At 64.4% G+C, this 14,966-nt stretch carries 2 protein-coding genes; both read left to right on the forward strand.

Going from position 1 to position 14,966, the window contains the following annotated elements; genetic code table 11:
• The first annotated feature begins 8 nt into the window (after positions 1 to 8).
• Positions 9 to 3,107 (forward strand): non-ribosomal peptide synthetase, encoded by a 3,099-nt coding sequence (locus tag BSF44_RS04925; RefSeq protein ID WP_095942526.1) that lies wholly within the window; start codon positions 9 to 11, stop codon positions 3,105 to 3,107.
• A complete protein-coding gene (locus tag BSF44_RS04930) occupies positions 3,104 to 14,908 on the forward strand; it encodes an amino acid adenylation domain-containing protein (RefSeq protein ID WP_095942527.1) in 11,805 nt (3,934 codons plus the stop codon). Before BSF44_RS04925 ends, BSF44_RS04930 begins: the two co-directional genes overlap by 4 nt.
• The last annotated feature ends 58 nt before the right edge of the window (positions 14,909 to 14,966 follow it).

The raw sequence follows: 14,966 nt of genomic DNA on the forward strand, positions 1-14,966 counted from the left end.
CACCCGACATGAACACCACCGCCCTCGAACCTTCGGTAGACGTATTCCAGACTTCGGCCCAGCAGGCCTTTTATTTGCGTGCCCAGGCGCTGGGCGCTCGGCCGCTATTCGCCGCGCTGACGTTGCCGGTCGCCCGGCCAGTGGACGCCCTGGCGTTGCGCACGGCGCTGGAGACACTGGGCCAGCGTCATGAAACCCTGCGCACGGTCTACCGCCGCTTGCCGGGCATGAAGTGGCCGGTGCAAAGCCTGTGCGCTGGGTTACCACTCACACTTCTGGGCAGCCAGCCTTCGGTGGCCGAAGCCTTGAGTCGCAGCCGTGAAGTCATGATTGAAGATTCGAATCAGGCGCTGGTGGTGGCGCAAGTTGAAGACGGAGCAGGGCAGCCGTTCATCACCCTGCTGGCCCCGGCATGCAGCTTCGACGAGGCATCGCTGCGGGTGCTGGCGAGTGAACTGGGCAGCCTGTTGCGCGGTGAAACCCTGGGCGACGACGAGGACGCGCTGCAATACCTGGACTACAGCGCCTGGCAGGAAGAACTGCGCGAAGAAGACATCGGCCACCAGGGCGCCGCGTTCTGGCGCAACCTGCAACAGCAATTCGCCGTGACCCACCGTTTGCCGTTCGAAAAAACCGTTGAAGTGTCCCTGGCTCGCCGTCAGGTCACGCTCAGCGATGCCACCTGGTACGCCGGGGTACAACGACTGGCTGATGAGTCGAACGTCGAGGCACCTCAGGTCGCGTTACTGCTGTGGAGCGCATTCGTGGCGCGCATCGGCCAACAGGAAAAAGGCCTGATCGGCTGGCAGGTGGACGGTCGCAACGAGCAGACCGCCGCCACCCTCGGGCGTTTCGCCCGGCGTTTGCCGGTGGCCTTCGAATACCGCAGCCAGCAGACTCTGGCGCAAGCCTTGGCAACCTTTGCCGCCAGCGTCGAACAGTCGCTGTCGTGGCTCGATTGCCTCAATGAATTTGAATTGAGCACCGAAGGCACCGCGCCGCTGCGTTACGGCTTCGTCCATCAGGCTGGCGAAGAGGCCGCAATCGAGGTGGACGACGGCAACCCGGAAGTCCTGCGCTTGCGAGTGCTGGGCGATCAGTTGCAGTTGTCGTGTCTCGACGGTGCGTTGCCTGAATCGATGCTGGCCGAGTGGCTGGGGCAGTTTGCCGAGTTCAGTCGGCAACTGTTGGCGTCGCCCGAACTGACCCTGGCCGGGGCTGATCTGGTCAGTGCCGCGCAGCGGACCCGTCTGATCGAAGGCTTCAATCCGAACGCCACCGAGCAGGTTTTGCCGTGCCAGTTCCTGCACGAGTTGTTCAGTGAACAGGCGCGCCTGCATCCGCAACGCATCGCCCTGAGTGTCAACGGCCAGCGCCTGACCTATGCCGAACTGGATGCGCACTCCAACCAAGTGGCCAATACCTTGCGCGCCCAAGAGGTGGCGGCGGATGAAATCGTTGCGGTCTACGGTCAACGTTCTCTGGAGATGGTTATCGCCCTGTTGGGCACGCTCAAGGCTGGCGCTGCGTACCTGCCACTGGACCCGAACTACCCGATCGAGCGCCTGGCGTTCATGCTCGCCGACACCGGCGCGCGCCAGGTACTGGCCTGCCAGCCGCTGCCAGACGCGTTGCACAGTGAGCGTGTGGTTTCCCTGATGCCGGGGGCCGAAGTCTGGTCCGCCGCGTCAACCCGGCCTGAGCCACAGGGCGACAGCGCCAACCTGGCCTACGTCATCTACACCTCCGGTTCCACCGGCATGCCCAAGGGCGTGATGGTCAACCATGCCAACGCCTTGGCCTCGACCCTGGCGCGCAACGCTTTCTATCGCCAGCCACTGCGCGCATTTCTGATGCTCTCGTCGTTCTCCTTCGACAGCTCGGTGGCCGGGGTTTTCTGGGCGCTGGGGCAGGGCGCGACCCTGTGCCTGCCGGACGAAGACAACTACAAGGATCCGGCCAGACTGGCGGCGTTGATCCAGCAGGAAGAGATATCCCACTACCTGACCCTGCCGTCCTACCACGCGCAGATTCTCGAGCACCTCGACCGCCAGGCACTGGCCTGTGTGATCGTCGCTGGCGAAGCCTGCGGCAACGCACTGGTGCAGCGACATCGCGAGGCATTGCCGGGGGTGGCGCTGGTCAACGAATACGGCCCGACCGAAGGCACCGTGTGGTGTTCGGCCTGGGAACTGCCGCTTGACCAGGACGATGACAGCATCCCGATCGGCCAGCCGATTGCCGGCATGCGCCTCCACGTGCTCGGTCCGGACCTGCAACCGGTGGCTGTGGGCGTCGAAGGCGAGCTGTATGTCGGTGGCGCCGGCATCGCCCGGGGTTATCTGCAACGGGCCACGCTGACGGCCGAGCGTTTTGTCCCCGACCTGTTCGCGAAGGCGGCGGGCCAGCGTCTGTATCGCACCGGCGACCTGGCGCGCTATCGCGCCGATGGCGTGCTGGAGTATCTGGGCCGGGTCGACCATCAAGTGAAAATCCGCGGCTTCCGCATTGAGCTGGGGGAAATCGAGTCGGCCATGCGCAACGCGCCGGGCATCGAGGACGCCGCCGTGATTGCCCACGAAACCCCGACCGGTCCGCAACTGCTGGGCTTCGTGGTGTCACCGGCCGACACCGCCGAGATCCGCCTCAACGAATTGCGCAGCCATCTGGCCGAGGCGCTGCCCGAGCACATGCAGCCGGCGCGCTTGCAGGTGCTGGAGCGTTTCCCGCTGATGCCCAACGGCAAACTCAATCGCCAGGCCTTGTTCGATCTCGATGTGCGCCGCAGCGTCTTTGTCGCGCCGCGCAACGACCTGGAAAAGACCCTGGCGGCGATCTGGGTCGAAGCGCTGCAGGTCGAGCGCGTCGGTGTGCACGACAACTTCTTCGAACTCGGCGGGCACTCGCTGCTGGCCACGCGCATTCGTGCGCGGATTCAGGAAGAACTGAACCTGGCGATCCCGCTCAAGCTGTTTTTCGACGGTGACACCCTGGAGCGACTGGCGGCGGAAATCGAGCAGTTACACCAGCACAGTGAACACAAAGAAAACGATGTAGACGCCCTTGAAGCGTTGTTTGACGAAGTGGATGAGGAACACGCGCGATGAGTGCCGCACCGGACAGAATGATGACCCTGGCCCAGCGTTTCTGCGGCTTGAGCGCGGACGCCCGGCGTGCGTTGCAACAGAAGATGCATGCCCAGGGGCTGACCCTGGAACTGCTGCCGATCCCGCCACGGGACCGCGCCGTCGACACGCTGCCGGCGTCCTACGCGCAGCAGCGCTTGTGGTTCCTCTGGCAGATGCAGCCCCAGGCCACTGCCTACAACCTGACCGGTGCCTTCCGCCTGAGCGGTGAGCTGAACCCTGAGGCGCTGGCGCAAACCCTGGACGCGCTGGTACAGCGTCACGAAGTACTGCGCACCACCTTCGTCTTCGATGAGCAGCAAGTGCTGCAAAAGATTCACCCATGGATGGATGCGCCGCTGGTGGAAGTCAGCGCTGGCGACGAGGCCGAACTGCAACGGCAGATCGCCCTGAACGCCGAGCAGCCATTCGATCTGCACAGCGGTCCGTTGATGCGCTGCCGCTTGATCCGCCTCGATGCGCAGCAACATGTGCTGGTGCTGACCTTCCACCACATCGTCACCGACGGCGGCTCGCTGCCGATCCTGTTGCAGGAGTTCACCCGGCTCTATGCGCAGTTCAGTACCGGGCAGTCTGCGCAGCTGCCGGAGTTGGGCATCCAGTACGCCGACTTCGCCCGCTGGCAGCGCCTGTGGCTTGAGGCTGGCGAGGCCGAACGCCAGTTCAATTACTGGCGCGAACAGTTGGGGCACGAGCATCCGCCACTGAACCTGCCGACCGACCGTCGTCGCCCGGCCATTCCAAGCCAGCAGGGGGCCAGTGTCGAACTGGAAATCTCCCCGGCGTTGACCGCCTCACTGCGGGATCTTGCCCGCCGCGAAGGCTGCACCTTGTTCATGTTGCTGATGGCGGCATTGCAGACGCTGTTGCACCGCTACAGCGGCGAACAGGACATCCGCGTCGGCGTGCCAATTGCCAACCGCACCCGCCAGGACGTGGAAAACCTGCTGGGCTTTTTCGTCAATACCCAGGTGCTGCGCAGCCAGCCGCGGGCCGACCAGCCGTTTGCGCAATTGTTGGCCGAGATAAAAGCCGCGGCACTCGGCGCGCAAGCCCATCAGGATTTGCCCTTCGAGCAACTGGTCGATGGCCTGGGCGTGGAACGCAGCCTGAGCCACACGCCGCTGTTCCAGGTGATGTTCAACCACCAGAGCGACAGCGGCGACCCGCAACGCTGGGACCTGCCGGGGCTGAGCGTCGAACCGCTGATCTGGGACGAAAAGACCACCAAGTTCGACCTGATGCTCGACACCGTCGAGGGCGACGAGGGCATCCATGCGTCGTTCGTGTACGCCACCGAACTGTTCGACGCCTCGACCATCGAGCGCCTCGGCCGGCACTGGCTGAACCTGTTGCAGGCGATTTGCACTGACAGCACGGTTGCCCTGGCGGACCTGTCCATGCTCGATGCCTGCGAGCAGCAGGCCACTCTGTTCGACTGGAATCGCACTGCCGGGTTGACCAGCGATCAGCCGAACCTGTTTTGCGCCCATCAACTGATCGAAGCCCAGGCCGCCGCGCACCCGCACAACATTGCCGTGACCTGCGACGGCGTCACCCTCACTTACGCCGAACTGAATCGCCGCGCCAACCGCATCGCCCATCACCTGCGCGAGCGCGGAGTCGGTCCTGACGTGTTGGTGGGTATCGCCCTGGAGCGTTCGCTGGAGATGATCGTCAGCCTGCTGGCGATCCTCAAGGCCGGAGGCGCCTACCTGCCGCTGGACCCGCAATACCCGCAGGACCGTCTGGCCTACATGCTCGCAGACAGCGGCACGCGCCTGTTGCTGACCGATTCCGCACTGTTGCCGCGTCTGCCGTTGAACGAAGAGATTGAAGTGATCTGCCTCGATCACGCCAGCGACTGGCTGTTTGAAGCCAGCGCCGACAACCTGCCGAACCTGACGGCGCCGGAGAATCTGGCCTACGTCATCTACACCTCCGGTTCCACCGGCAAACCGAAAGGCACGCTGCTGCCCCACAGCAACCTGACGCGGCTGTTCAGTGCCACCGAACACTGGTTCGGTTTTAACGCCGACGATGTCTGGAGCCTGTTCCACTCCTATGCCTTCGACTTTTCCGTGTGGGAAATCTTTGGCGCGTTGTTCTACGGCGGCAAGCTGGTGCTGGTGCCGCATGCGGTCAGTCGTACCCCGGAAGACTTCGCTCGTTTGCTCAGGGATGAGGGTGTCACGGTACTCAACCAGACCCCCTCGGCCTTCCGCCAGTTGATGCCGTTCGCCTGCGCCAATGCGCAAAACCTGTCCCTGCGTTATGTAGTGTTCGGCGGCGAGGCGCTGGACGTGGCCAGCCTGCGTCCGTGGTACGACGCCTTCGACGACCGGCAGCCGTTGCTGATCAACATGTACGGCATCACCGAAACCACGGTGCACGTGACCTACCGAGCGCTGTCCCGCGCCGACCTCGACGGCGCCAACAGCTCGCCGCTGGGCGAGCCGATCGCTGATCTGCGCTGGTACGTGCTCGACCCGCGCCTGAACCCGGTGGCCAAGGGTTGCGTCGGTGAGTTGTACGTCGGCGGTGCTGGCCTTGCTCGCGGTTATCACCAGCGTGCCGACCTGACCGCCACGCGGTTTGTCCCGGACCTGTTCGCCACCGAGTCGGGCGCGCGCCTGTACCGCACCGGCGATCTGGCGCGGTATTGCGCCGATGGCAGCATCGAGTACGCCGGGCGTATCGACCATCAAGTGAAGATCCGTGGCTTCCGCATCGAACTGGGGGAAATCCAGGATCGCCTGCAAAGCCATCCGGCCATCGAGCAGGCGCTGGTGCTGGCGCCACAGGTCAATGGCAGCTCGCAACTGGTCGCGTGGTTCACCGCGACCGGCGGCGACAGCGATTTGCGCCAGTGCCTGCGTGAACATTTGCAGGCTGGTTTGCCGGACTACATGGTGCCGGCGCATCTGATCAAACTCGACCGATGGCCGCTGACCGGCAACGGCAAGCTGGATCGCGGTGCATTGCCCAAGCCTGACGCGGCGCTGGCGCAGCAGGCTTACACGGCACCGATGGATGCGCTGCAATCCGAATTGGCGGCGATCTGGCAGGACGTGCTCAAGCTCGAGCGCGTAGGCATCGACGACAACTTCTTTGAGCTGGGCGGCGACTCGATCATCTCGATCCAGGTGGTCAGCCGTGCGCGTCAGGCCGGGATTCGCATCACCCCCCGGGACCTGTTCCAGCACCAGACCGTGCAGAGCCTGGCGAAGGTCGCGGTACGCAGCGCCGGGTTGCTCATCGACCAGGGGCCGGTGCGTGGCGAGGTGCTGCTGACGCCGATCCAGCACTGGTTCTTCGAGCAGGACATCGAAGCCCGTCATCACTGGAACCAGTCGCTGCTGTTGGAACTGCGTGAACCACTGGACAGCGCCAACCTGCAACAGGCATTGGCCGCGTTGGTGGAGCATCACGATGCATTGCGCCTGCGTTTGCGCAATGTCGACGGCGTCTGGCAGCAGGCTCAAGCCGAGCAGTGGAACAGCGCCGAGGTGCTGTGGCAGCGCCAGGCCGCCAATGCCGATGAATTGCTTGAGCTGTGCAACGCCGCGCAAGCCAGCCTGAATCTGCAGGACGGTCCGCTGTTGCGCGCCTTGCTGGTGGACATGGGCGCGGCTGGACAGCGCCTGCTGCTGGTAGTGCATCACCTGGCGGTGGACGGCGTGTCCTGGCGGTTGCTGTTGGAAGATTTGCAAACGGCCTACCAGCAGGCGCAGCAAGCCCAACCCCTGCGTCTACCAGCGAAAACCAGCGCCTATCAGACCTGGGCCGCTCGCCTGCAATCCCATGCGCAAAGTGCTGTATTGGCCAGCCAGGCCAGTTACTGGCAAGACCAGTACCGCGACGTGCAAGTTGAACTGCCCGTCGAAAACCCCCAGGGCAGCCTGGCCAGCCAGCACGCTGTGAGCGTGGAAACGCTGCTCGACAGCACCTTGACCCGGCAATTGCTGCAAGATGCTCCAGCGGCTTACCGCACCCAGGTCAACGACCTGTTGCTGACGGCGCTGGCGCGGGTGTTGGGCCAATGGACCGGTCAAACTTCGACCCTGGTGAAACTGGAAGGCCATGGTCGTGAGGACCTGTTCGACGACATCGACCTCACTCGCACCCTGGGCTGGTTCACCTCGATTTTTCCGGTGAAACTCACTCCGGCCACTGATCTGGCCGGCAGCGTCAAAGCGGTCAAGGAACAGCTGCGCGCCGTGCCCGACAAAGGCATCGGCTTCGGCATCCTGCGCTATCTGGCCGACGCCGGCCTTGAGGATCTGCCGTCACCGCAAGTCACCTTCAACTACATGGGCCAGTTCGACGCCAGCTTCGACGAACAGGCGCCGTGGCGCCCGGCCAAGGAAAACGGTGGCGCCGAGCAGGGAGCATCGGCCGAACTGGACCGGGGCCTGAGCATCAACGGCCAGGTGTATGCCGGGCAACTGCGCCTGAGCTGGACCTTCAGTGGTGACGTGTTCAACCCGCAGACCGTGCAGCGTCTGGCCGACGCCTATGCGGTGGAACTGCAGCAACTGATCGAACATTGCCTCAGCGGTGCCGGCGGCCTGACCCCGAGCGATGTGCCGCTGGTGCGCGTCGATCAGGCGCAGCTGGATGCCTTGCCGCTGGCGGCCAGCCGGATCGAAGACATCCTGCCGCTGTCGCCGATGCAGCAAGGCATGCTGTTTCACAGCCTGTTCGCCCCGGATGCCGGGGCTTACATCCCGCAGATGCGCGTGGATGTGCAGGGTCTCGACGTCGAGGCGTTCCGCGATGCCTGGCAACAGACGCTGCAGCGCCATGAAGTGCTGCGCGCGGCGTTCTTCAGTGAAAGCAACGGCTCGCGGCCGCTGCAAGTGATCCTCGCCGACGCCACGCTGCCGCTGACTGTGCTCGACTGGCGCGATCAAACCAAGGTGACCGAAGCGCTGGATCGCCTGGCGGAGGACGACCGTTTGCGCGGTTTCGACCTGACGGTGGCGCCGTTGCTGCGCCTGACGTTGGTGCAGACCGCCGCTGACCGCCATCACCTGATCTTCACCAATCACCACATCCTGCTGGACGGCTGGAGTACCTCGCAGTTGTTCGGCGAAGTGCTGCAACGCTACTCCGGTGTCATACCGGCGCCAGTCGTTGGCGGATATCGCGATTACATGACCTGGCTGGGCAGCCGTGATCGCGCCACATGCGAAGCGTTCTGGCTGGAGCAATTGCAGTCGTTCACCGAGCCGACCCGTTTGGCCGGCGCCTTGCCAGGACCGGTTGCAGGGCAGGGCGGTGCTCATCGCACCCTGCACCTGAGCCTGGACCGCGCGGCCACCGAACGCCTGAGCGGCTTTGCCCGTCAGGCCCGCGTCACGCCCAACACTCTGCTGCAAGCGGCGTGGCTGTTGCTGTTGCAGCGCTACACCGGGCAGCAGACTGTGGCGTTCGGCGCCACAGTGTCGGGGCGTCCGAGCGAGTTGCAAGGCATCGAGCAGCAGATCGGTCTGTTCATCAACACCTTGCCGGTGATCGCCACACCGCACCCCGAGCGCACGGTCAGCCAATGGATCGATGAAGTCCAGGCGCTCAACCTCAGGTTACGCGAAGTCGAATACACGCCGCTGGCAGATGTGCAGCGCTGGGCCGGTCATTCTGGCGAGGCGCTGTTCGACACACTGCTGGTGTTCGAAAACTACCCGGTGGCGCAAGCGCTGGAGCAGGGTAACGCCAGTGCGCTGAAGTTCTCCGGTATCAGTCACCACGACCAGACCAGCTTCCCCTTGGCCATCGCCGCCGAGCTGGGTGAATGCCTGGACTTGCGTTTCAACTACGACACGGCGCTGTTCAGCGCCGAAGCCATCGAAGGCTTGAGCGCACGTCTGCTGGCGTTGCTCGATGCCATGGTCCGTGCGCCACAGCAGCCATTGGGGCGCCTGAGCCTGCTCGATGCCGAACAAACGGCGCAGCAGGTCGAAGGCTTCAACCGCACCGCGCAGGCCTGGCCGGATGTGCGCCCGGTCTACCAGTGCTTCGAAGCCCAGGCGCTGCAAACCCCGCAGGCCCCGGCCCTGGTGTTTGCCGGCCAGACCCTCAGCTATCGCGAGCTCAACCAACAGGCCAACCGGCTGGCGCACTACCTGCGCAGCCAGGGCGTCGGCGCCGAAGTGCTGGTGGGCATTGCCGCCGAGCGTTCGCTGGAACTGGTGATCGGCCTGCTGGCGATCATGAAGGCCGGTGGCGCCTATGTACCGCTGGACCCGGACTACCCGCGCGAACGCCTGGAACACATGTTCAAAGACAGCGGCGTACACCTGCTGCTGACCCAACGGCATTTGCTGCAGCAGTTGCCGATTCCAGCCGCCACCACCGCGATCTGCCTGGACGACATGGCGCCGTTGCTCGAAGGCCGCAGCGAAGAAAACCTGCCCTGCGTGGTCGAGCTGCAATCGCTGGCCTACATGATTTACACCTCCGGCTCCACCGGCAAACCCAAGGGCGCGGCCAACCGTCACGATGCCTTGTACAACCGCCTGGCGTGGATGCAGGGCGCTTATCCACTGGACGGGCGCGACACCGTGTTGCAGAAAACCCCGTTCAGTTTCGACGTGTCGGTCTGGGAGTTTTTCTGGCCATTGATGACCGGCGCACGCCTGGCCGTGGCCGAACCGGGTGCCCATCGCGATCCGGCGCAACTGGTCGGCCTGATCGAGCAGTACCAGGTCAGCACCCTGCATTTCGTGCCGTCGATGTTGCAGGCGTTTGTCCAGGGAGAAGGCTTCGAGCGTTGCGCCAGCCTGCGGCAGATCCTGTGCAGCGGCGAAGCCCTGTCGGCAGACTTGCAGCACAGCCTGTTCCGCGTGCTGCCGAACGTTGGCCTGTACAACCTGTACGGCCCGACCGAAGCGGCCATCGACGTGACCCACTGGACCTGCATCGATGACGGCGCCGTCAGCGTCCCGATCGGTTATCCGATTGCCAACCTGGTGACCTACATCCTCGACGACAGCCTGCAACCGCAAGTGCAAGGTCGCGTGGGTGAGCTGTACCTGGGCGGCATCGGCCTGGCCCGTGGTTACCACAACCGTCCGGGCCTGACCGCCGAGCGCTTTGTCGCCAGCCCGTTCGGTGAGCAGGGCGAGCGCCTGTACCGCACCGGCGATTTGGCGCGTTACCGCGAGGACGGCGTGATCGAATACGTCGGGCGCATCGACCATCAGGTGAAGATCCGTGGCTTGCGCATCGAGCTGGGGGAAATCGAAGCCTGCCTGCTGGAGCATCCATCGGTGCGCGAAGCGGTGGTGATCGCCCTCGACGTTGGCAAGTCCAAACAACTGGTGGCTTACGTCACAGGTGATGCTGCCCTCGATCCACTCAAGCAACACCTGCGCAACGCGCTGCCCGAGCACATGCAGCCGAGCCACGTGCTGCTGCTCGAACAGTTGCTGGTGACGCCCAACGGCAAGCTCGACCGCCGCGCATTGCCGCAGCCGGACCAGCAAGTGCGCGAATACGTTGCGCCGCGCAATGCCGTGGAAGCAACGCTGCAAGCGGTGTGGCAGGCGTTGTTCGAAGTGCCGCAGATTGGCATGCAGGACAACTTCTTCGAACTGGGCGGTGATTCCATCGTCTCGATCCAAGCCGTGAGCCGCGCACGCAAGGCCGGGTTGAGCATTTCGCCCAAGGACGTGTTCAGCCATCCCACCATCGCCGAACTGGCCTCGGTCGCTCAACCGGTCGGGGAGGATCAAGCTGTACCGACTGTGTTCGCACCGACAGCAAAAATCGAACTGAGTGACACGCAATATCAGGCGCTGGAACTGACGGCGGACGAAGTCGAGGATGTTTATCCGCTGTCGCCGATGCAGCAGGGCATGCTGTTCCACTCGGTGCAGGACGGCGACTCGGGGCTGTACGTCAACCAGATCGAAGTGGGCGTGCGCGGGGTTGATGGCGCGCGTTTCCGTGAAGCCTGGGCCGACACCGCCCGGCGTCACGGGATTCTGCGCACCGCATTCCTCTGGGAAGGCGACAAGGAACCGCTGCAAGTGGTGCTGCGTGATGCGCCGTCATTGCTCACCGAACTGGACTGGCGTGGTCTGGATAATCAGCCCGGGCGTGTGCGCCAACTGGCCCTCGAGGAGCGCGAACGTGGCTTCTCGTTGAACCGCGCACCCTTGTTGCGCCTATTGTTGGTGCGCCTGGAGGACGACCGCTATCGCCTGATCTGGACCTATCACCACATCCTCATGGACGGCTGGAGCGTGTCGCGCCTGATCGGTGAAGTGCTGCGCCATTACAGTGGCGACGAGCACGAGCCGGTGGCCGCCTATCGCGACTACATCGACTGGCTCGGCCAGCAAGTCGCCGAGGCCAGCGAGGCGTTCTGGAAAGGCAAGCTCGCCAACCTCGAAGGCGCCACGCACCTGGCCCGCGCTTTGCCGGTCAAGGCGCCGCAGGCGGGTTACCACGCAATCTATACGCACCTGAGTGCCGCGCAGACCGGACGTTTGCAGGCCTTTGCCCAGCAACAGCAAGTGACGCTCAACACCCTGGTGCAAGCCGCGTGGCTGTTGCTGTTGCAGCGCTACACCGGCCAGCGCACGGTGACCTTCGGCGCCACCGTGTCCGGGCGTCCGGAAACCCTCAACGGCTCGGAGAACATGCTCGGGCTGTTCATCAACACCTTGCCGGTGGTCAATACGGTGCCGACTGAAGCCCGCGTCGGTGACTGGCTGCGCGAACTCCAGGCCTACAACCTCGACATCCGCGACTTCCAGCAAACCCCGCTCAGCGATATCCAGCGCTGGGCCGGGCAAGGCGGACAGTCGTTGTTCGACAGCATCATCGTGTTCGAAAACCAGCCGGTGGACCGCACCCTGCGCGAATGGAACGGCGACTCGCTGCGCTTCGAGGACATTTCCGATTTCGGCCTGACCAGCTTTGCCATGGATCTGATGGTCAGCCTCGATGAAGGGCTGCGCATCGAGTACATGCACCAGCGCGATCAGTTCGATCTGACCACCGTGGAAATCCTGCGCGGCCACATGGAAAGCCTGATGCAGCGCCTGTGCGACGACGCCGGGCGCGCCGTCGGTGAGCTGGGCCTGCTGACCCTGGACGAAGGCCGGGCGCTGGACGGCGAGCTGCCGGTGATGGCCGAGGGGGGCGAGACGCCGGTGCACGAGCTGATCCGTCAGCGTGCGCGACTGCAACCGGATCACACGGCGCTGGTGCTCAGTCATGCCGAGCGTGACGCCGAGCAGTTGAGCTACGCCGAGCTGGACCGTCGCTCCGACGCCTTGGCGGTGCATTTGCTGGAACGGGGCGTGCAGGCCGAAGACGTGATCGGCGTGTTCATGGAGCGCTCGCTGGAGCTGGTGGTGTCGCTGCTGGCGGTGATGAAGTGCGGTGCCGCCTATGTGCCGCTGGACCCGCAATACCCGCAGGAACGCCTGCGCTACATGATGGCCGACAGCGACATGCGTCTGCTGCTGACCCAGGAGCGGCTGCGCGATAGCGCACAACTCAATCCGGGCACAACGATGGTCGCCGTGGATCGCTTGAACCTTGATGTCGATGTGACGCTGCCTTCGTGTTCCGTGCACGCCGAGCAATTGGCCTACCTGATCTACACCTCGGGCTCCACCGGTAAGCCGAAAAGCGTCGCCGTGTCCCACGGGCCGCTGAGCATGCACGTGCAAGCCATCGCCGAGCTGTACGAGATGGACCCGGACAATCGCGAACTGCATTTCATGTCGTTCGCCTTCGACGGTGCCCATGAACGCTGGATCACCGCGCTGATCAGCGGCTCGACCCTGGTGATCCGCGACAACACCCTGTGGACCGCCGAACAGACCCTGGCGGTGCTGCACCGCCAGCGCATCAGCGTCGCCTGCTTCCCGCCGGCGTACCTGTTGCAACTGGCCGAGCACGCCGAACTGCAGGGCGGCGATCCGCCGCCGGTGCGCATCTATTGCTTCGGTGGCGATGCGGTGCCGGACGCCACCTTCGAACGGGTCAAGCACACCCTCAAGCCACAATACCTGGTCAACGGCTACGGTCCGACGGAAACCGTGGTCACGCCGTTGCTGTGGAAAATCGCCGCCGACGGCCACTGCCAGGCGATGTACGCGCCGATTGGCCAACGCGTCGGCGCCCGCAGCCTGCACGTGCTGGACATGGACCTCAACCCGTTGCCGGTGGGCATGGTCGGCGAGCTGTATATCGGCGGACGGGGTGTCGCGCGCGGCTACCACCGTCACCCGTGGCAGTCTGCCGAGCGCTTCGTCGCCGACCCGTTCAGCGCCGAGGGCGGGCGCCTGTACCGCACCGGCGACCTGGTGCGCCGGCGCGAAGATGGCGTGTTCGATTACGTCGGGCGCATCGACCATCAGGTCAAGGTGCGCGGCTTCCGCATCGAATTGGGCGAAATCGAAGCCCGTTTGCGCGAGCAGGCCGGGGTCAACGATGCGTTGGTAGTGGTGCGGGACAACGGCCAGGGGCCGCAACTGGTGGGCTATGTGGTCGCGGCGCAAGACGATGGCCTCGGCCCGCGTTGCCAGGCGGCATTGCGCGAAAGCCTGCCCGACTACATGGTGCCGACGCAGGTCGTGGTGCTGTCGCGCTTCCCGCTGACCCCGAACGGCAAGCTCGACCGCAAGGCCCTGCCGGCCCCGGCCTTCAGCGGTCGCGAATACATGGCCCCGCGCACGCCGCTGGAATGGGCGCTGGCGGAGATCTGGCAGCAGGTATTGGGTATCGAGAAGGTCGGCATCACCGACAACTTCTTCGAGTTGGGCGGCGATTCGCTGCGCACCCTCAAGGTGATCTCGAAAGTCCGCGCCCTGAACGAGCCTGACTTCCAGCTCAAGCTGCGGGACATGATGGCCAAACCGACGATTGCCGGGTTGTCCGGAGTCGATGAACAGCCCGTGCGGCAGAGTCCGCAACCGCTGTTGCTGCTCAACCAGGTGGTGAATGATCAGCCGCCGCTGTTCTGCCTGCACGCCGGTTTCGGCACGGTGTTCGACTACGAGCCACTGGCCCGGCGCCTGGAGGGGGAGCGCACGGTGTACGGCGTGCAATGCCGAATGCTGCTCGACCGGCAATGGCACGACACCTCGCTTGCGCAGATGGCCGCCGACTACGTCGAGGCAATCCGCGCCCGGCAACCCCAGGGGCCGTACCACGTGTTGGGCTGGTCGCTGGGCGGGGCGTTGGCGTTGATGGTGAGTGACCTGTTCGAACAGCAGGGGCAGCGTGTGGCATTCGTCGGTCTGGTGGACAGCTTTGTACCGACCCAGGCCAATGCCGTCGCCAGCCCGGATGAGTGGCGTACGGATCTGGCCGAGTTCCTCGGTGCAACTTTGGGCATGGATGGCGAGGTGATTGCCCGGGTGTTGACTACCGAGTCGGCAGGGGACCACGACGCCGTGGCGCGGATCATTCGCGCGGTGATCGACAGCGAAAGCGATCAGGCCAGCGGTTATGCGCTGCTTGGTGCCGACGAGTTGGCCCAGACGTTCATGGTCAGCACACGCTTGAAGGCGCTGTCGCGGCAGGTCGAAACCCTGCCGATTGTGCAGGCCGAACTGCATTGCTGGTGGGCCGATGGCAACCCGACGGCCGAACGCACGACCCTGGAGCGTCAGCAACCACGGCTGCGCAAGGTGCAAACGGTGATGGCCGGCCACTTCGATATCCTGCAGCAGGATGAGTGCCTGGACGCCGTGGTGGCGGCGCTAGGCCGGGAGGTCGTGCCGCAGTTCTAGGGCTTGCCCGCGACAAAAACAGGCTCGCCCTAATGAACGGTCCTCACTGTTCGTTTAT

The organism is Pseudomonas sp. ACN8 (genome assembly GCF_002303925.1).
GTDB lineage: Bacteria > Pseudomonadota > Gammaproteobacteria > Pseudomonadales > Pseudomonadaceae > Aquipseudomonas.